Consider the following 17,931-nt stretch of genomic DNA (forward strand, 5'->3'; position numbering starts at 1 on the left):
AGTGAGGACTGCGCGTCAGCGCTTGACCTGACACTTGAGGCCACCGGCCTGCAACCGCTGGCATAACGTGCTGGCTGCAGACAAATCACCAGCAACCGCCTGCAAACGATAGACCGTGCCGATATCGGCCTTGCCCTCGATCACGCGGTGCGAAAGGCCCTTGAGTGCTTCATGCGTCGAAGCAAGCTTGCTCCAAGCCGCTTCAGCCGTGGCGTTTGACGAGAAGGCACCAATCTGCACGCCGACACCGCCAGTGGCAGGCGCAGGCTTGGGAGCACCCGCCGCAGCAGCCACGCTCGGCTTGGCGGATGGTGCCGAAGCCGGAGTCGGTGAAGCGGACCCTGCAAGGTTGGCGCCGGGCTTCTCGCCTTCGCTGACCTTGAAACTCGAATCGCCGGTTCCGGCAAAGGTCTTGCCGCCCGGATCGCTCGGCGCGACCTTGTAGGGCTCCTTGCTCGCTTCGATCAGGCTGCCGTCAGCATTGGCCGGGCCGCTCGACTTGTTGGTGGCATACCAGATGCCGCCGATCAGCGCGGCCAGCACGATCAGCCCCATCACGGCAAAGCCGATCAGGCGGCCATTACCGCTGTCGTCCTCTTCGCCATCGATGTCGTCGGCGCTTTCCAGCCAGGGCAGGCGCTCTTCATCGCCGAGCGCCAGACGCTCGCCGACAGGCTCCGCAGTTCCGAGCTCAGCTGAAACATCGAACGGCTTGCCCGTACCGGTGCCCTGCTCTTCCCAGGAGTTCTGTTCGTCACCACTCATGCCCTGCGCCCCTGCCGATTAACTGTCTTGTCAAAGCTCTTGCGCGGCCTCGACACCCAGAAGCGCCAGACCGTTCTTTACTACCTGCCCGATTTGCGCGGCGAGGAAAAGGCGGGCTGCAGTCAATGCGGAGTCATGTGCCACAATGAACCGCTTCTCCGGCCGGTCATTCCCCAGATTGTAATAGGAATGGAATCCCGAGGCGAGATCGTTGAGGAAAAACGCGATGCGGTGCGGCTCGCGCGCAACCGCTGCCGCTTCAACCATGCGCGGGAATTGCGCGGCGAGCTTGACGAGTGCCAGCTCTTCTTCGCCCAGCAGAGCAAGATTATCGCCCGAAGGCACAAAGCCCTCGTCGCCGCCCTTGCGGATATTCCGGCAGATACGCGCATGGGCGTACTGCACGTAGAACACCGGGTTGTCCTTCGATGCCTCGACCACTTTGGCGAAATCGAAGTCCATCTGCGCATCGGGCTTGCGGGTAAGCATGGTGAACCGCACCACGTCTTTGCCCACTTCATCCACCACTTCGGACAGCGTGACGAAGTTGCCCGAACGCTTGGACATTTTCACCGGCTCGCCATCGCGCAGCAACTGCACCATCTGCACCAGCTTGACCTCGAACGGCTTGGGCACCCCGCCCTCCGCGCTCGTAAGTGCCGCAACTGCTGCCTTGATCCGCTTGACAGTCCCGGCGTGGTCCGCACCCCAGATATCCACCAGCGCGTCGGCGTTCTGCGCCTTCTGGAAATGGTAGGCGAGATCCGCGCCGAAATAGGTCCACGCCCCATTCGACTTCTTGATCGGGCGGTCCTGATCGTCCCCGAACCTGGTCGAGCGGAACAGCGGCAGTTCCACCGATTCCCAATCTTCCAGCGTCTTTCCCTTGGGCGCTTCGAGCACGCCGTCATAGACAAGGTCATGCGCGCGTAGCCATGCCTCGGCCTCGTCCACCTTGCCCGAGGCCTGAAGCTCCGCTTCGGACGAGAACAGATCATGCCGGATGCCGAGCGTCGCCAGATCGGCGCGGATCATGTCCATCATCGCCGCGACCGCACGCGCCCGGAACAAAAGCAGCCACTCGCCCTCGGGAGCGGCGGCATATGCGTCGCCGAATTCAGCAGCCAGCGCCTGCCCCACCGGCACGAGATAGTCGCCCGGATAAAGCCCCGCCGGAATTTCGCCGACCGCTTCGCCCAAAGCCTCACGATACCGCACATGCGCCGATCGCGCGAGCACGTCGACCTGCGCGCCGGCATCGTTGACGTAGTATTCCTTGATGACCTTGTGCCCGCTGTAGGCAAGCAGGTCGGCCAGCGCATCGCCGACCACCGCGCCCCGGCAATGGCCCATATGCATTGGCCCGGTAGGATTGGCCGAGACGTATTCGACATTGACGATCTTGCCGCCACCCATGTCCGACCGGCCATAGTCCGCACCCGCTGTAGCGATCAGTGCAAGTTCGCCGCGCCACGCCTCATCGGTCAGGCGCAAGTTGATGAAGCCCGGCCCGGCGATCTCGGCCGAGACCACGCGCGGCTCCTTTTCCAGCTCGGCCACCAGCAGCGCGGCCAGCGCGCGCGGGTTCGTGCCCGCAGGCTTCGCCAGCACCATCGCAGCATTGGTGGAAAGGTCGCCATGCGAGGGATCGCGCGGCGGCTCGCAGGTCACGGCGCCTCGGTTCAGTCCGCCGGGCAGCGTACCCGCTGCTTCCAGCGCACCCAGCGCAGCGTCGATTACCCGAGCGAAGTCGGCGTGAAGGTTGATCTGGCCAATAGTCATGGCCGCGCGACTAGCGGAATCGCGGGAAAAGCGAAAGGGCGCTATGCGCCGCCCGCATTTACCTCCGCACGTTGTACTGCAATTGCGCGTCGGTCAGCTGGAAACCGACCAGCAGTTCGAAGTTCGCGCGGGCCAGCGCTGCCTTCACATCGGGCTGCGACAGCGGATCGACCGCAGCGTCCTCGTCCCCTGCACGGCGCTTGCGCGAGATGCGCTTGACGATGTCCTCGGGCAGGGCGGCCTCGGCCTTTTCCACATAAGCGCCAGCCTGAGCCTTGCCGGTCGCGCGGTCCTGCCCATCGGCAAAGTCGATCACGACCTTGCCCACGCGCTTGGCCACGACAACGTTACCGCCGCGCACCACGGTGGAGAAATAGGGCAGCTCGACCCGGCGCGCGCCGCGCGTATCGCTGCGGCGAGCCAGCACGTCGAAGCTGGCCTGAGAATAGAGCTTCTGCCCATCGCTGCACTGCGAACGGACATTGGTGAGCGAGGCCACGATATCGACCGCCGCCGAATCGGTGCGGGCAGGATCGGAAAACAGCGTCACATCGCCAGTATAGTCCGGCACGCCGACGCGCGGGCACGGATCGCGCAGGGCCTTCACGCCCACGGCCTCATCCACCACCAATTCGCCGCGTCCGCCACCACAGGCCGAAAGCGCAAGCGCCGCCACGAGCGGAGCGCCCAGCAGGGCCATTCGACGGGCGGATGCGATCATGGGCACTCATTCCTTGGCAAAAGCTGCACAGGCCGCGCCGAAACGCCACCGTTCGCGCCACCTCTACTCACCAAGGCCGCTTTCGGCAATGGCAGGCGCGCGCGCTTGCTGCTAAGGGCCTCGGCATGAACGCCAGCTTGCCAGAAACGCCCGCCGGACCCGCTCCGCTTCGCCTCCTTATCGCCGCCCCGCGCGGCTTCTGCGCCGGGGTCGACCGCGCGATCGAGATCGTGGAACGCTCGATCGAGCGCTATGGCGCGCCGGTCTATGTCCGGCACGAAATCGTCCACAACCGCTTCGTCGTCGATGGACTGAAGGCCAAGGGCGCGGTATTTGTGGAAGAACTCGATCAGGTGCCCGATGGCGCGCCGGTGGTCTTTTCCGCGCACGGCGTGCCAAAGGCTGTCCCCCAGACCGCGACCGAACGCGGGCTCGACTGGCTCGACGCCACCTGCCCGCTGGTCAGCAAGGTCCACCGCCAGGCTGAACGGCAGGTCGAAGCCGGACGGCACATCCTGTTCATCGGCCACAAGGGCCACCCCGAAGTGATCGGCACGATGGGCCAGGTACCTGAAGGGGCAATCACGCTGGTCGAAACCGTGGAAGACGTCGCCGCGCTCACCTTCGGTCAGGAAGCGCCGCTCGCCTTCCTCACGCAGACCACGCTTTCGGTCGATGACACCGCCGAGATCGTCAGCGCTCTGCGCACGCGCTTCCCGCAGATCGCGGGCCCCAAGGCCGAGGACATCTGCTACGCCACCTCAAACCGTCAGGCTGCGGTCAAGGCGATTGCAGAGCGATGCCAGCTCCTGCTGGTGATCGGCGCGCCCAACAGCTCCAACTCGCTGCGCCTTGTCGAAGTCGCCGAACGCCTTGGCACGCCATCGCGTCTTATCCAGCGTGCGAGCGAGATCGAACCGTCGTGGCTCGATGGCGTGGAAACGCTCGGCCTCACCGCCGGGGCCTCCGCGCCCGAAGTGCTGGTCCGCGAAGTCGTTTCGCGCATCAATGAATTGCGCCCCGTCTCCGAGGAAACCGTGACCACCGCCGAGGAAAAGATGGTGTTCAAGCTGCCGCGCCAGCTGGTTGACTGAACATGGCTGTCTATACCCAGATCGGCGCGGAAGACATGGCCGCGCTCATCGCAGAATTCGGTGTTGGTGAACTGGTTTCGGCCAAGGGCATTGCCGAGGGCGTGTCGAACAGCAACTGGCTGCTCGAGACCACCGGGGCAAATGGATCGGGCGCGCGCTTCATTCTGACGATGTACGAATTCCGCATCGAGATCGAACATCTGCCCTATTTTCTCTCGCTGCTCGATCACCTCGCGGCCAAGGGTTGCCCCGTCCCGCGCACGATCCACGACCGCGCTGGCGCGCTATACAGGATGCGCGGCGATAAGGCCTTGGCGCTGATCGAATTCCTGCCCGGCATTTCGGTCAGTGAACCCACCCCCGCGCAGGCGCGTGCGGTCGGCAAGGCGCTTGCCCAGTTACACCTCGCCTCCGCCGATTTTCCGGGCACCCGCGCCAACGGAATGGGCCTTGCCGAATGGCAGCGTCTGTTCGATGCCTGCGGTGCCGACGGCCTCGCGGCGATCAATCCGGCGCTTGCCGCCATCGTCGCGGATCATCTGCCGGGCATTGCCGCCGCATGGCCGACCGACCTTCCGCGCTCGGTGATCCACGCCGACTTGTTTCCCGACAACGTGTTGATGCTGGGCGACAAGGTGACGGGCCTGATCGACTTCTACTTCGCCTGCAACGACCTGATGGCTTATGACGTCGCGGTCACCCACGCGGCATGGTGCTTCGATGCCAGTGGCAGCACGTTCCGTGCAGACCTCTCCGCCGCTCTGCTCGAAGGCTATGAAAGCCTGCGCCCGCTGCTGCCGCAAGAACGCGCGGCGCTCCCCCTGCTCGCCCAAGGCGCCGCGCTGCGCTTCACCTCGACTCGCGCCTACGACTGGCTGAACACGCCCGCCGATGCGCTGGTCATGCGCAAGGACCCGATGGCCTTCGCCCGCCGCCTGCAGTTCTATGCCGCCAACCCCGCCATATTCGACAAGGGGGTGTTCGCATGAAGCACGTCGAAATCTTCACCGACGGCGCGTGCAAGGGCAATCCCGGCAGGGGCGGCTGGGGCGCACTGCTGCGCATGGGCGAACGCGAAAAGGAAATGGCCGGTTCCGAAACGGACACGACCAACAACCGCATGGAACTCATGGGCGCCATCCGTGCGCTGGAGGCGCTCAAGCAGCCCTGCAAGGTCACCCTCCACACCGACAGCAAATACGTGATCGACGGCATCACCAAGTGGATCTTCGGCTGGCAGAAAAAAGGCTGGAAAACCGCCGACAACAAGCCGGTGAAGAACGAAGACCTCTGGCGCGCGCTGGTCGAAGCCGTCCGCCCGCACAAGGTCGAATGGGTCTGGGTCAAAGGCCACGACGGCCACCCGGAAAACGAGCGGGTGGATAAGTTGGCGAGCGACGCGGCGATTGCGGCCTGAGGGGTTTGGCGCGCGGCCTCTCGCCCGACCTCCACGTCGTCCCGGACTTGATCCGGGACCTCGCTGTCTTCTGACACTTCAGGTGTGGCGCGGAACCCCAAGAAAAGCGGGGCCCCGGATCAAGTCCGGGACGACGGCGGGTTTTGGGTGGCTTTTGGTGATGGGGTGGTGGGAATAGGTGAGGTGCAGACATTCGACGGCAGACCGACGCCAGTGCTTATGTCAGCAACCCTCTCACTTTCCTGATCAAGCCTGCTAGCACGCTCTCCTTACCGCAATGAGAGCACCCATTTTTACTATTGCGATTCGTGCTGCCGATATCGCCTTTGCCGGGCGCCGGTGAAAAGTAGGCGTCGAACTTGCCCACGACTTCTTGGAATTTCTCAGCATCAACGGGCGTCTGCCCGCCGTCTCGCGTCACGTTCGGCCATAGTTTTGAATATGTCGCATTTAGCGCGATCCATGGTTGCGCGACAGGATCCGTATCAAAGGCGATTGCGCTGATCGGGCATTTCTCAATGCAACAGCCGCAATCGACGCATTCCAGCGGGCTGATGACAAGCATGTTCTCGCCCTCGTAGAAAGCGTCGACAGGGCACACCTCGACACAGGACATGTGTTTGCACTTGATGCACGCGTCTGTGATTACGCCTGTCATACGACATCCTTGCAAACGATGATCTGACGGCATCCTACACTATCGCCAATGGCCCGTAACGGCGTCGTGTCCGAACGGCAGCTTTTGGAGCATAACTGCGACAAGCCGACGTCCGCTTCTTGCGCTGGAGGCCCTCTGCCTAGTCAGGAAACAGAGGCCATCAATCGACCGTCGTATCCACCACTTCAGCACCCGGCCCGTTCTTCAAAATCGACTCAATCGCGTTCTTCGCGCTGGCCTTGCTTTTGTAGCCTTCGGTCCAGAAGATCGTTTCGCTGTTGTGGCAGAAATAGGCGACGAACTCGCCGGCCTTGTTTTCGCGGATTTCGAAACGGTGTGCCATCGTGATTCCCCTCAGGTGATCCCGGCGCAAACCTATCACGCAAAGCCGCGAGGAAAAGCGCCAATCCAGTCCTATTCGGCTGTGAAACGCCCCGGCGCATAGACGGCGGCGTCGATCCCGTCGGTCAGCCCGTCGCGCGGAAGGCCCAGCAGCAATTGTGCGGCGAGCCTTGCCGCCGCAGGCGCGGTCTGGATGCCGAAGCCGCCTTGCCCGGCGAACCAGAACAACCCGTCCACTTGCGCGTCGAAGCCGTAAACCGGCAGCCTGTCAGGCGCGAAAGAGCGCAAGCCCGCCCAGCGCCGTTCCATCGCCTTGATCTTCCAGTCGACGACGTGCTCGAAGCGGTCGATGGCGATGGCGACGTCCAGTTCCTCGGGCGCGGCATCGCCTGCAACATCGGGGATCTCGTCATGCGGCGAAAGCCACAACCGCCCGCCCTGCGGCTTGAAATAGAAGTCCTCGTTGATCCCCAGCGTCAGCGGCAGGGTTTCATCGGGCACCGGATCGGTCCGCAACTGGACGATCGTGCGCCGCAAGGGCCGGATGCCCAGCGCCCTCGCCCCCGCCTGCACCGCAACGTCATCCGCCCAGGCGCCTGCAGCATTGGCCAGCACCGCGCACCGCGCCTCGCCGCCATTCCACGCGATGCGCCAGCCGCCGCCGTCGCGTTCGATCTGCTCGACCCGAGCGCGGACCCGCAGTACGGTGCCGGTTCGCTTCGACGCCGCAAGGTAATGCTGGTGCAGCCCGGCCACGTCGATATCCGCGCATTCCGGCTCCCACGCGCCCACCACCCAGTCCGGGCGCAAGCCGGGCACGCGCCGTTCCAGCGCGGCGCGATCCTGCAAGCGTATCGTCGCGCCCAATGCGGTGAACTTCTCGACGAACGCCTCGACCTTTTCTCTGTCCCCTGCCCTGCCGATGTTCAGCGCCCCGCGCGGGCTAAGGTAGCCACCCTCGCGCAGGAACCGCCCGGAGGCCATGGTCAGCGGGAGCACGCCCGGACCACCGTACGTCTCCTCCCAGAACGCCGCCGAACGCCCCGTGGTATGATAACCGGGCGTATCCTCGGCCTCGACCAGCAGCACGCGCGCATGGGGCGCACATTCGGCGGCAAGGCTCGCCCCGGCAATCCCTGCTCCGATGATGGCAACGTCAAAATCTTCGGCAAGCTGGCTCACGCAGGCACGTCCGAGTCTGGCGCGGGCGCCATGCGGTCAAGAAAGTCGTCGATCAGCTGCATCGCCTTGTCGCGCACCGGATCGACTTCGCGCAACAGTTCATGCCGCGCCTCGCGGCCCCATGTGACCAGTTGCGCGCGCGGCAAACGGCGTGCCGCCCGGTCGATAGCCTTCCACGAAACCAGTCCGTCATAGCGCGCCGCCAGCAGCAGCACCGGCACATCGACCGCCTCAAGCAGCCCCGGCGTGTCCAGCTTGAGCATCGAGGCATAGCCCCGCTCGACCCAGCGCCAGCTTCCGGGGCCCATGCCGAGGTACGGCCGCACAGCCTTCCAGTGTGCCTCGTCCTCGTACCGCGCCTCGTCATGCGTCAGCAGCTTGCTGCGTGCGGCGATGGTTGCGCCGGGCTTCTCGCTGGTCTTCCACGCCTGCCGTTCGGGATTCCCGAATCGGCACATCGCCTCGGCAACCTTGTGCAGAGTCCGATTCGGCCCCGGCGTGAGGAATCCGAGCATCGGCGCGCTCAGCACCACCGCAACAGGGTTAATTCGTTTTTCCGCGACACTACGCAGGACGAGGTGACCGCCCATCGAATGGCCGATGATAACATGCGGCCCGGGCGTATCCTGAACCCACTGCTCCCAGAAGGCGGCAAGGTCGTCCAGCCACACCGAATAGTCGCTCACATGTCCCGTATCGGGATCGGCCGAAAGCCTGCCGGACCCCGCCTGCCCGCGCCAATCGAGCGCAGTTACCCGCCACCCGTCGCAGTGCCAATAGTCAAGCGATTCCAGATACTTCTCATAGAAGTCTCCGCGCCCCGGCAGAAACAGGATCGAGCCGCGAGGCAGCGCCTCACCGCCCGCCTCCGCAATCCCCGGCCAGTCGATCCGGCGGATCAGATGGCCGTCCGGCGCAGCCCATTTCGTCTCATGTGCCGCCTCGGGAATCGAACGCCGGTCAATCGCCTTTCCCGCTCCGAATTCCATGCCGCGTCGTCTCCGATGACGCAGTTCCGCGCCAAGGTTTGGTTACCGTTTGGTAAGTGATTGTCCCGTATGCCCCAGGACATGCAGGGGAACATCATCGTTTACGGACTGGTCGGGGCCTTGGCAATCGCACTGCTGGTTGCTGCCTTCACCGATATCCGCCGCCGCCAGATCGACAACTGGCTGAACGCCGCCATCGCGCTCGGCGCCCCGGTCTATTGGTGGGCGGCAGGCCTGTCACTCTGGCCGGACATCGCCTCGCAAGTCGGCGTCGCGCTTGTGACCTTCGTTGCACTCGCCGGGCTGTTCGCGCTGAAACTTATGGGTGGCGGCGACGTCAAGCTGCTCAGCGCGCTGGCCTTGTGGCTGCCTCCGATGACCTTTCTCAAGCTGATCGTGATCATGTCGCTGCTTGGCGGCGTCCTCACCATCATCTTCGCTACGTGGCACTACACCGTGACCCGCAGGCGCGATGCAAAGATCCCTTACGGCGTGGCGATTGCCGCATCCGGACTGATCACTCTGGCCCCTGTTCTGGAGGCCGGTTGGCGCTCCGTCACAGGTGCATGAACGCACTACGACAAATTTTAACCAATTTGCCCGAGACATGCGGGCCGGACTTTAGAGGGCGGGACAAGTAGCCATGGACAAGAGGAAGCTGATGTTGCTGGTGGGGGCGCTGATCGTTGCGATCGGCACGGCCTTCGCGGCAAGGAGCCTTTTCGCTGGCGCATCGACGCCTCAGGCCGAAGCGGCAGCCAAGATGCCGATGGGCCCGAAGGTGCTGGTGGCGCAACGCGCACTGCCGGTCGGCACGATCATCACGGCTGACTCCCTGAACTTCCAGGCATGGCCCAAGGACATGGTTCAGGATGTCTACTTCGTCGAAGGCGAAGCCGACATGCAGAAGCTGCTCGGCACCGTCGTGCGCAATCCGGTCACCGCCGGTGAGCCGCTGACCAAGGGCAACCTCGTGGCTCCGGGCGATCGCGGTTTCCTCGCCGCCGCTCTTGGGCCAGGCATGCGCGCTGTGACCATCCCGGTCTCTGCCCGCACCGGCGTTGCCGGCTTCGTCTTCCCGGGCGACCACATCGACCTCGTCCTGACCCAGACGGTCAAAGGGAACAACGATGGCATGGCGCTCAAGGCCTCCGAAACCATCATGAAGAACCTGCGCGTTCTCGCCACCGACCAGTCGACCGATCAGGAAATGGTCGAAGGCAAGACCCGCGTCCGCACATTCAGCACCGTCACGCTCGAAGTGACGCCGAAGATCGCCGAGAAGATCGCCGTGGCCCAGACCATCGGCACGATCAGCCTCTCGCTGCGCTCGCTCGCCGACAACTCGGCCGAACTGGAACAGGCGATTGCCGCAGGCGACGTCAAGATCCCGGCCGGTGTGAGCAAGAGCCAAGAAGAAGCCTTGCTAAAGCAGGCAATGAACCGCCCGATCGAATCGGCCAACGCCAGCTTCGTGACCGGCGGCGACGTCTCGCGCTTCCAGCGCCGGACGATGCCGGTTGCCGCACCTGCCGGTGGCTCTCCTTCGATGGGCGCTCCTGCGCCGGCACCGCAACTGACCATGAACGGCACACCGGTCCCACGCGGCCCGATTGTCCGGGTGACGCGCGGCAAGGACACCGAAGCCGTATCGGTGGGAGCAAAGTGATGACCACGGAAACGCGCCAGACCCCGCTTGCGAAGGGCAGCACCATGAAACGCCGTCTCTCCACCTCGCTCATTTCGGCCGCGATGATCGCCGTGCCGATGACCCTGGTCCCCGTCACCGGCGTGCTCCACGCCCAGAGCGTGACCAGCCCGGCCCGCAGCTTCACGCTCTCGATCGGCCGCGGTGAACTGGTCACCGTGCCCGGAAAGATGGCTGACGTGTTCGTCGCCGACGACAAGGTCGCCGATGTTCAGGTGAAGTCGGCCAACCAGCTCTACGTGTTCGGCAAGGCCGGTGGGGAAACCACCATCTACGCCAGCAACGCGCGCGGCGATGTGGTGTGGTCGGCAAATGTCCGGGTTGGCAATAACCTCGACTCGATCGACCAGATGCTGCATCTCGCCATGCCCGATGCCCGCGTCAACGTCTCGACGATGAACAACACGGTGCTGCTAACCGGCACGGTCGGCGCGCCTGAAGACGCGGCCGAGGCCGAACGTCTGGTCAAGGCCTTCGTCGGCGACAAGACCAACGTGATCAGCCGCCTCAAGATGGCAACGCCGCTGCAGGTCAGCCTGCACGTGAAGTTTGCCGAAGTCAGCCGCTCGCTGGTTCGCACCATTGGTGCCAACATTACGACGATCGACGGCTCGGGCGGCATCAAGTTCGGTATCGGCCAGGGTCGCTCGGCCGCTTCAAGCTTCAACACCAATCCCAACCTTCCCTTCGGGGTCGGTGTGGGTACCGGATCGGTCCAAGGCTATATTCAGGACCCGACCGGGGCAACGCAGAACCTTGTTGCTACCGCTGGCACCGCTGTGTCAGCCGCAGCATCCGGCACCACAATCGCCGGCATGGGCAGGCTGCTTGGCCTCGACCTGCTCGGCGCGCTCGATGCTGGTGAAACCATCGGCCTGGTGACCACGCTGTCGGAACCGAACCTCACCGCGATTTCCGGCGAAACTGCCGAGTTCCTCGCGGGCGGCGAATATCCGATCCCGGTTTCGCAGGGCCTCGGCACCACGTCGATCGAGTACAAGAAGTACGGTGTCAGCCTCGCTTACACGCCGACGGTGTTGGCCAATGGCCGCATCTCGATCCGCGTTCGCCCGGAAGTGTCGGAGCTTTCCAGCACCGGCGCGCTCAAGCTCGACAGCATCGAAATCCCGGCGCTGACCGTGCGCCGCGCCGAGACGACTGTCGAACTCGGCTCCGGCCAGTCGTTCATGATCGCAGGACTGCTCAGCAACAGCGCGCAGAACGCGCTGACCAAGATGCCGGGCGCGGGCGACATCCCGATCCTCGGCTCGCTGTTCCGCTCGACCAGCTACAAGAAGGGCGAAACCGAACTGGTCATCATCGTCACGCCATACCTGGTCAATCCGGTCAACGCTGCAGACATCAAACTGCCGACCGATGGCTTCCAGAGCCCCAATGACATCCAGCGCCTGCTTGGCAACATGGAGCATGACGGGGTGACCGGGGGTGACCGTCCCAAGCCGACCGAAAAGGAAGGCACCGTTCAGGCCGGACCCAAGGTGGGAGCACTCGATGCCCCCGCAGGCTCTGCCCAGCCGCGCGACCGTCGCAGCGACAAGAAGGTCGCCAGCGCCGAGCCCGGCTTCAGCATTCAGTGAGAAAGGGACAAACCATGCACCGCAACCTCACACGCAGCACGACCAGTGCATTGATCCTCGCCGCTTCCATTGCGCTGTCGGCCTGCTCGGCCACGCCTGAAAACCGCATGCTCAATTCGGTTCACCAGCCGGTGGTCGAACGCAACCGCTACGTGCTCGATGTCGATACGCTGCCCGGCGGCGGCCTTTCGATCCCCGAGCAGCGCCGTCTGGCCGGATGGTTCGAAAGCCTCGGCCTGAAATATGGCGACAAGATCTCGGTCGACGATCCGATGCAGTCCAAGGCCACGCTGGCATCGGTCGAAGCCGTCGCCTCGCGCTGGAGCCTGATGGTCGATGGCAATGCGCCGATCACCGCGGGCTACGTCGCCTCTGGTGCCACCCGCATCATCGTGACGCGCGCGGTCGCCTCGGTTCCGGGCTGCCCGGACTGGTCGACCAAGTCGGACTTCTCGATGTCCAACCGCACCACGTCGAACTTCGGCTGCGCGATCAACAGTAACCTGGCCGCGATGGTCGCCGACAAGGAGCACCTTGTCCAGGGCGCCACCGGCTCGGGCGAAACGGTCGTGATGTCGGGCACCAAGGCCATCGACAGCTACCGCAATGCCAAGCCCACCGGCGAAGGCGGGCTCAAGAGCGTCAACACATCCAGCAGCGGCAGCGGCGGCGGAGGGAACTAAGGTCATGAGCATGAAACACGCGAACCGCGACGCTTTTGCCGCCTTCATGTGCGACGAGACTGCGCTCGACATGCTCCGCCCGGTCGTCGTCGACATGGGCTGGGCGCCGGAGAAGTGCCATCGCGGCGGCCTCCGCAACGCGATCCAGTCGCTGTCGATCACCGCCAGCCCGAACATCCTGATGGTCGATCTGTCGGAAAGCGGCGATCCGCTCAACGACATCAACGCATTGGCCGAAGTCTGCGAGCCGGGCACCGTCGTCATCGCGGTGGGCCAGGTCAACGACGTGCGCCTCTATCGCGATCTCGTCGCCTCGGGCATTCAGGACTATCTGCTCAAGCCGCTCAACGCCGGTCAGATCCGCGACGCGCTGGTTCAGGCGCAGACGATCTTCACCGCGCCCAAGAGCCACGATCCGATGACGGCAAAGCGCCACATCTCGACCGCGATCGTGGGCACGCGCGGCGGCGTCGGCGCCTCCACGCTGGCGACCTCGCTGGCATGGCTGTTCAGCACCGATCACAAGCTGCCGACCGCGTTGCTCGATCTCGACGTCCACTTCGGCACGGGCGCACTCACCCTCGATCTCGAGCCGGGCCGGGGCCTGACCGACGCGATCGACAATCCCAGCCGCATCGACGGTCTGTTCATTGAACGCGCCATGATCCGCGCGAACGACAATCTGGCGATCCTTTCGGCAGAAGCGCCGATCAGCTCCCCGCTGATGACCGACGGCAGTGCATTCGTGCAGCTCGAGGAAGAGTTCCGTCAGGCATTCGAGATGACCGTGATCGACATGCCGCGCAACATGCTGATCAACTTCCCGCACCTGCTCAGCGACGTGAACGTGGTGATTGTCGCCACGGAGCTGACACTGGCCGGTGCGCGCGATGCAATCCGCCTGCTCTCGTGGCTCAAGACTAACGCCAGCCATGCGCGGCCGGTCATCGTGGCCAACAAGGTTCAGGCTGGCGCGAACGAGATCAGCAAGGCCGATTTCGAAGCCTCGATAGAACGCAAGATCAACTTCATGATCCCTTACGACGTGAAGGGCGCCTCGAACTCGGCCAAGCTCGGCCAGACTTTCGTCGCCGCCAATCGCGCGTCGAAGGCCGGCGGCATTCTGCGCGACATCGCTCACGGGATCATCGGTTCGGTGGGTGAGGATGGAACCGCAACTGCTGACAACAGCAGCGATGTGCGCAAGGCTTCGCTGCTGGGCAAGTTCGATCTCAAGAAAATGCTTGCGGCCAAGCCCAAGGCTAATGCTGCGGCTTGAACAGCCCCAGTTTGAACCAACAGGGCAACCGGTGACGTGACAGGAAGGCGATAGATGATCCAGCTTCTGGTAATGGCCGTGGGCCTGATGCTCGCCATGGTGCTCGGTTATGCCGCCCTGTCAGGTCCGTCGGCATCCAAGGAATCGGGCAGGCGCCTGCAGTCGGTGCGTTTCCGCCATTCGGAAAGCGCGGTCGACAAGGTCGAGGCCCAGTATCGCAAGACGCTGGCCTCGCGCAAACCGCGCACCCACAAGATCGCAGGGTCCGGGTCGAGGCTTGAGGCGCTGGCATTGCGCCTGCACCGCACGGGCAAGGGCTGGACGATGTCGCAATACCTCTACGTCAGCGGCGGCATTGCCCTGGCCGTGCTTATAGTGGTCTACATCAAGACCGGCGCGGCGGCTCTGGCTCTGGGTGCCGGTGTGCTGATCGGCGGCGGCGTGCCGCACTTTCTGGTTGGCCGGGCCATCAACAAGCGGATCAACGGTTTTGTCACGCGCCTTCCCGATGCTCTCGACCTGCTCGTTCGCGGCCTCCGCTCGGGCCTGCCGGTAACCGAGACTCTCGGCGTCGTTGCCTCAGAATTGCCTGGCCCGGTCGGGCAGGAATTCAAGATGGTGACGGACCGCATCAAGGTTGGCCGGACCATGGAAGAAGCGCTGCAGGACACGGCAGACCGCCTGAACCTTCCCGAATTCAACTTCTTCTGCATCACCCTTGCGATCCAGCGCGAAACCGGCGGCAACTTGGCAGAAACCCTGTCCAACCTGTCCGACGTCTTGCGCAAACGCGCCCAGATGAAGCTCAAGATCAAGGCGATGAGCTCGGAATCCAAGGCCTCGGCCTATATCGTCGGCTCGTTGCCGTTCATCGTCTTCGCGCTGATCTACACGATCAATCCCGAGTATCTTGGCAAGTTCTTCGTAGACGACCGTCTGATCATCGCGGGCCTCGGCGGCCTGACGTGGCTCGGCATCGGCTCGTTCATCATGGCCAAGATGGTCAGCTTCGAAATCTGAGCGAAAAGGACAGGCGATCATGCTCAATACCCCGCCCGGACCGACGCTCCTCGGTTTTGACGTCTACCTGATCGGTTCGATCCTTGTGGCTGTCGCCGCAATGGCCGTGATGCTGGCAATCTACGCCGCCATCACCGTGCGCGATCCCATGACCAAGCGCGTGAAGGCGCTCAACGAGCGGCGTGAGCAGCTCAAAGCCGGTATCGTCACCGCCAGTGCCCGCAAGCGCACCAGCATCGTTCGCCGCAACCAGACAACCGACCAGATCCGTGGTTTCCTCGAATCGCTGAAGGTCCTTCAGGACAGCCAGGTGTCCGTCGTCCAGCAGAAGCTGGCCCAAGCAGGCATCCGCAAGAAGGAGTGGGCCGTTGCGGTCATTCTCGGGCGTCTCGTCGGTCCGATCGTGCTTGGTCTGCTCGGCGCGGTGGTCTTCTACTGGTCCTCGATGTTTGCCGAAATGTCCCAGTTCAAGCGGCTGCTCGGTTTTGCGGTGTGCCTGATCGCTGGCTACAAGGGTCCGGACATCTTCGTCCAGAACCTGATCGGCAAGCGCACGGTTGCCATCCGCAAGGGCCTGCCTGACGCGCTCGACCTGCTGGTGATCTGCGCCGAAGCCGGTCTCACCGTCGACGCTGCCTTCAACCGCGTCGCCCGTGAACTGGGCCGGGCCTACCCCGAACTCGGCGACGAATTTTCACTGACTGCCATCGAACTGTCGTTCCTCACCGAGCGCCGCCAAGCGTTCGAAAACCTTGCCTACCGCGTCGATCTCGATTCGGTGAAGGGCGTGGTCACCACGATGATCCAGACCGAACGCTACGGTACGCCGCTCGCATCGGCGCTGCGCGTGCTCTCGGCCGAATTCCGCAACGAGCGCATGATGCGCGCCGAGGAAAAGGCCGCGCGTCTGCCCGCGATCATGACCATCCCGCTGATCCTGTTCATTCTTCCGGTGCTGTTCGTCGTCATTCTCGGCCCGGCAGCGTGCTCGATCAGCGACACCCTGATCAACAAGAAAACCTGATTTGGACGTCGCCGCGCTGGCAGGTCCGGCGCGGCAAAGGCGCAAAAGAAAAGGTCCGGCAGGCAATCGCGCCCGCCGGACCTTTTCTGTTTCACCCGCGGCAATTCAGCCTTTGACGACGCTCTGTTCGATTGCGCCAAAGATGCTTTTGCCCTTGGCGTCGCGCATTTCGATGCGCAGGCTATCGCCCCACTTGAGGAACGGCGTTGCCGCCTCGCCTGCTGCAATCGCTTCGACCATGCGCTGTTCGGCGATGCAGGCATAGCCGCGGCCACCATCGGCAACGGGTTTCCCCGGCGAACCATCGGCACCGCGATTGGAAACCGTGCCTGACCCCACGATGGAGCCTGCACCAAGCTTTCGCGTCTTGGCCAGATGCGCGATCAGCACGCCGAAGTCGAACGTGCATTCCTCGCCCGCCTCGATCCGGCCGAACGGCTTGCCATTGAGGTCCACGCAAAGCGTGCGCGCCAGCTTGCCGCCCTGCCACGCATCACCAAGTGCACCGGGCGTGACGAAGACTGGCGACAAGTGACTGGCGGGCTTTGACTGGACGAACCCGAAGCCCTTGCCGAGTTCAGACGGAATGAGATTGCGAAGCGAAACGTCGTTGACCAGACCGACGAGGCGGATGTGCCTTAGCGCCTGCTCGGCGGTCGCTCCCTGCGGCACGTCCCCGGTCACCACCACGATCTCGGCCTCGAAATCGCAGCCCCACGCTTCGTCAGCGAGGACCAGCGGCTCGCGTCCGCCGCGCAAGTCGTCGCTGCCGCCCTGATACATCAGCGGATCGGTCCAGAAGCTGTCGGGAAGCTCCGCACCGCGCGCCTTGCGCACAAGTTCGACATGATTGACGTAAGCGCTGCCATCCACCCACTGGTAGGCACGAGGCAAAGGTGCGCAGGCCTCGCGTTCGTGGAAGCGCTTGCGCGGGATCGCTTCATGCGCAAGCTCGATCGAAAGCGCTTCGACCAGCGGGAAGTAACGGTCCCACTCATCGAGCAGCCCTTGCAGCGTCGGCACGATGTGATCGGCATCGGCATACCAGGCCAGATCGTCGGACACGACGATCAACCTGCCATCCCGCCCTTGCGGCAGCGAGGCCAGCTTCACTTCTCGTCCCCTTCGATTGTGCGCGCGGCTTTGAGCAGCTTGTCGAGTATGGCGCGCAGCTTGAGCTGTTCGCGCGGGGTAATCGCCGAAAAAATCTTCTCGTATATTTCAACTGCCTGCGGCCAGATCTTGCCGTGCAATTCACGGCCCGCAACAGTCAGCTCGAGATGGTGCGAGCGCCCGTCGAGTTCATTCGGGCTGCGTTGCACGAGCCCGCGTTCCTCCAGCACCTTGCACGCGCGATTGACCGCGACCTTGTCCATCAGCGTTGCACGCACAAGGTCGCGCTGCGTCAGTGAACAAGCATCTCCAAGCACGGCCATGATCCGCCATTCGGGGATCTTGAGGCCGAATTCGCTGCGGTATTCACCCGATATAAGTCCGCTCACCGCGTTCGAGGTGATGGCCATCCGGTAGGGCATGAAGTCTGCGAGACGGGTCGATGTTCCAGGCATGATTTCGTATCACATGAAACTAGCGTGGTGCGCAAGAAGAAATAATATGTCACCAAGCTCGCCCCCCCCGATACTTCGTTTCGCAAAATACCGCTACAGGA

Annotated in this window: 18 protein-coding genes and 1 pseudogene; 10 read left to right on the forward strand and 9 right to left on the reverse strand. The window is 63.7% G+C overall.

The window, feature by feature from the left end:
* Positions 1-15 precede the first annotated feature (15 nt).
* Genes RM192_RS12430 through RM192_RS12440 form a run of 3 tightly spaced genes read right to left on the reverse strand, consistent with a single transcriptional unit; the run spans position 16 to position 3,268 of the window.
* Positions 16-765 carry an SPOR domain-containing protein gene (locus RM192_RS12430; RefSeq protein WP_311507872.1) on the reverse strand — a complete coding sequence of 250 codons (750 nt, stop codon included), beginning with the start codon at positions 763-765 and terminating at the stop codon, positions 16-18.
* A gap of 30 nt (positions 766-795) precedes the next feature.
* On the reverse strand, positions 796-2,547 hold the full coding sequence (argS, locus tag RM192_RS12435) for an arginine--tRNA ligase (RefSeq protein ID WP_311507873.1): 1,752 nt from the start codon (positions 2,545-2,547) through the stop codon (positions 796-798).
* Between the two features lie 58 nt (positions 2,548-2,605).
* On the reverse strand, positions 2,606-3,268 hold the full coding sequence (locus RM192_RS12440) for a hypothetical protein (RefSeq protein ID WP_311507874.1): 663 nt from the start codon (positions 3,266-3,268) through the stop codon (positions 2,606-2,608).
* A 125-nt stretch (positions 3,269-3,393) separates the two neighbouring features.
* On the opposite strand from RM192_RS12440, the gene ispH reads away from it, so the two are divergent.
* Genes ispH through rnhA form a run of 3 tightly spaced genes read left to right on the forward strand, consistent with a single transcriptional unit; the run spans position 3,394 to position 5,779 of the window.
* A complete protein-coding gene (gene ispH / locus RM192_RS12445) occupies positions 3,394-4,362 on the forward strand; it encodes a 4-hydroxy-3-methylbut-2-enyl diphosphate reductase (protein ID WP_311507875.1) in 969 nt (322 codons plus the stop codon).
* 2 nt (positions 4,363-4,364) lie between these two features.
* Positions 4,365-5,351, forward strand: coding sequence for a homoserine kinase (thrB, locus tag RM192_RS12450; protein WP_311507876.1), 987 nt, complete (start codon positions 4,365-4,367; stop codon positions 5,349-5,351).
* Positions 5,348-5,779, forward strand: coding sequence for a ribonuclease HI (gene rnhA / locus RM192_RS12455; RefSeq protein ID WP_311507878.1), 432 nt, complete (start codon positions 5,348-5,350; stop codon positions 5,777-5,779). The genes thrB and rnhA overlap by 4 nt, the downstream gene beginning before the upstream one ends.
* 319 nt (positions 5,780-6,098) lie before the next feature.
* Here the strand turns inward: rnhA and RM192_RS12460 are convergent.
* The 4 genes and pseudogenes from RM192_RS12460 to RM192_RS12475 form a co-directional block, all read right to left on the reverse strand.
* A pseudogene (locus tag RM192_RS12460) lies at positions 6,099-6,437 on the reverse strand (DUF3470 domain-containing protein); the annotation flags it as partial.
* A 160-nt stretch (positions 6,438-6,597) separates the two neighbouring features.
* Positions 6,598-6,780 carry a DUF1508 domain-containing protein gene (locus RM192_RS12465; RefSeq protein ID WP_311507879.1) on the reverse strand — a complete coding sequence of 61 codons (183 nt, stop codon included), beginning with the start codon at positions 6,778-6,780 and terminating at the stop codon, positions 6,598-6,600.
* Between the two features lie 71 nt (positions 6,781-6,851).
* Entirely contained in the window at positions 6,852-7,961 is a 1,110-nt protein-coding gene (locus RM192_RS12470) for an FAD-dependent oxidoreductase (protein WP_311507880.1), read from the reverse strand.
* Positions 7,958-8,950, reverse strand: coding sequence for an alpha/beta hydrolase (locus RM192_RS12475; protein ID WP_311507881.1), 993 nt, complete (start codon positions 8,948-8,950; stop codon positions 7,958-7,960). Before RM192_RS12475 ends, RM192_RS12470 begins: the two co-directional genes overlap by 4 nt.
* An 81-nt stretch (positions 8,951-9,031) precedes the next feature.
* On the opposite strand from RM192_RS12475, the gene RM192_RS12480 reads away from it, so the two are divergent.
* From RM192_RS12480 to RM192_RS12510, 7 genes are all read left to right on the forward strand, one after another.
* Entirely contained in the window at positions 9,032-9,520 is a 489-nt protein-coding gene (locus RM192_RS12480; protein ID WP_311507882.1) for a prepilin peptidase, read from the forward strand.
* Between the two features lie 73 nt (positions 9,521-9,593).
* Positions 9,594-10,619 carry a Flp pilus assembly protein CpaB gene (gene cpaB, locus RM192_RS12485; protein WP_311507883.1) on the forward strand — a complete coding sequence of 342 codons (1,026 nt, stop codon included), beginning with the start codon at positions 9,594-9,596 and terminating at the stop codon, positions 10,617-10,619.
* A complete protein-coding gene (locus RM192_RS12490; protein ID WP_311507884.1) occupies positions 10,619-12,256 on the forward strand; it encodes a type II and III secretion system protein family protein in 1,638 nt (545 codons plus the stop codon). The genes cpaB and RM192_RS12490 overlap by 1 nt, the downstream gene beginning before the upstream one ends.
* Before the next feature lie 14 nt (positions 12,257-12,270).
* Positions 12,271-12,939 (forward strand): CpaD family pilus assembly protein, encoded by a 669-nt coding sequence (locus tag RM192_RS12495; protein ID WP_311507885.1) that lies wholly within the window; start codon positions 12,271-12,273, stop codon positions 12,937-12,939.
* Positions 12,940-12,943: 4 nt separating this feature from the next.
* Positions 12,944-14,218 carry a pilus assembly protein CpaE gene (locus RM192_RS12500; protein WP_311507886.1) on the forward strand — a complete coding sequence of 425 codons (1,275 nt, stop codon included), beginning with the start codon at positions 12,944-12,946 and terminating at the stop codon, positions 14,216-14,218.
* A 54-nt stretch (positions 14,219-14,272) separates the two neighbouring features.
* A complete protein-coding gene (locus RM192_RS12505) occupies positions 14,273-15,238 on the forward strand; it encodes a type II secretion system F family protein (RefSeq protein WP_311507888.1) in 966 nt (321 codons plus the stop codon).
* A 19-nt stretch (positions 15,239-15,257) separates the two neighbouring features.
* On the forward strand, positions 15,258-16,262 hold the full coding sequence (locus tag RM192_RS12510) for a type II secretion system F family protein (protein ID WP_311507889.1): 1,005 nt from the start codon (positions 15,258-15,260) through the stop codon (positions 16,260-16,262).
* Between the two features lie 105 nt (positions 16,263-16,367).
* Here RM192_RS12510 and RM192_RS12515 read toward each other — a convergent pair whose 3' ends face one another.
* A complete protein-coding gene (locus RM192_RS12515; RefSeq protein WP_311507890.1) occupies positions 16,368-17,375 on the reverse strand; it encodes a fumarylacetoacetate hydrolase family protein in 1,008 nt (335 codons plus the stop codon).
* Positions 17,372-17,830, reverse strand: coding sequence for a MarR family winged helix-turn-helix transcriptional regulator (locus tag RM192_RS12520; RefSeq protein WP_311507891.1), 459 nt, complete (start codon positions 17,828-17,830; stop codon positions 17,372-17,374). The genes RM192_RS12515 and RM192_RS12520 overlap by 4 nt, the downstream gene beginning before the upstream one ends.
* Positions 17,831-17,931: the final 101 nt, after the last annotated feature.

It is taken from the genome of Novosphingobium sp. MMS21-SN21R (assembly GCF_031846015.1).
Lineage (GTDB): Bacteria > Pseudomonadota > Alphaproteobacteria > Sphingomonadales > Sphingomonadaceae > Novosphingobium.

What these genes read in the sequence shown, in the direction of transcription:
- RM192_RS12430 (WP_311507872.1), bottom strand. Translation starts at nt 765, where the DNA reads ATGAGTGGTGACGAACAGAACTCCTGGGAAGAGCAGGGCACCGGTACG.
- argS (WP_311507873.1), bottom strand. Translation starts at nt 2,547, where the DNA reads ATGACTATTGGCCAGATCAACCTTCACGCCGACTTCGCTCGGGTAATC.
- RM192_RS12440 (WP_311507874.1), bottom strand. Translation starts at nt 3,268, where the DNA reads ATGATCGCATCCGCCCGTCGAATGGCCCTGCTGGGCGCTCCGCTCGTG.
- ispH (WP_311507875.1), top strand. Translation starts at nt 3,394, where the DNA reads ATGAACGCCAGCTTGCCAGAAACGCCCGCCGGACCCGCTCCGCTTCGC.
- thrB (WP_311507876.1), top strand. Translation starts at nt 4,365, where the DNA reads ATGGCTGTCTATACCCAGATCGGCGCGGAAGACATGGCCGCGCTCATC.
- rnhA (WP_311507878.1), top strand. Translation starts at nt 5,348, where the DNA reads ATGAAGCACGTCGAAATCTTCACCGACGGCGCGTGCAAGGGCAATCCC.
- RM192_RS12465 (WP_311507879.1), bottom strand. Translation starts at nt 6,780, where the DNA reads ATGGCACACCGTTTCGAAATCCGCGAAAACAAGGCCGGCGAGTTCGTC.
- RM192_RS12475 (WP_311507881.1), bottom strand. Translation starts at nt 8,950, where the DNA reads ATGGAATTCGGAGCGGGAAAGGCGATTGACCGGCGTTCGATTCCCGAG.
- RM192_RS12480 (WP_311507882.1), top strand. Translation starts at nt 9,032, where the DNA reads ATGCAGGGGAACATCATCGTTTACGGACTGGTCGGGGCCTTGGCAATC.
- cpaB (WP_311507883.1), top strand. Translation starts at nt 9,594, where the DNA reads ATGGACAAGAGGAAGCTGATGTTGCTGGTGGGGGCGCTGATCGTTGCG.
- RM192_RS12490 (WP_311507884.1), top strand. Translation starts at nt 10,619, where the DNA reads ATGACCACGGAAACGCGCCAGACCCCGCTTGCGAAGGGCAGCACCATG.
- RM192_RS12495 (WP_311507885.1), top strand. Translation starts at nt 12,271, where the DNA reads ATGCACCGCAACCTCACACGCAGCACGACCAGTGCATTGATCCTCGCC.
- RM192_RS12500 (WP_311507886.1), top strand. Translation starts at nt 12,944, where the DNA reads ATGAGCATGAAACACGCGAACCGCGACGCTTTTGCCGCCTTCATGTGC.
- RM192_RS12505 (WP_311507888.1), top strand. Translation starts at nt 14,273, where the DNA reads ATGATCCAGCTTCTGGTAATGGCCGTGGGCCTGATGCTCGCCATGGTG.
- RM192_RS12510 (WP_311507889.1), top strand. Translation starts at nt 15,258, where the DNA reads ATGCTCAATACCCCGCCCGGACCGACGCTCCTCGGTTTTGACGTCTAC.
- RM192_RS12520 (WP_311507891.1), bottom strand. Translation starts at nt 17,830, where the DNA reads ATGCCTGGAACATCGACCCGTCTCGCAGACTTCATGCCCTACCGGATG.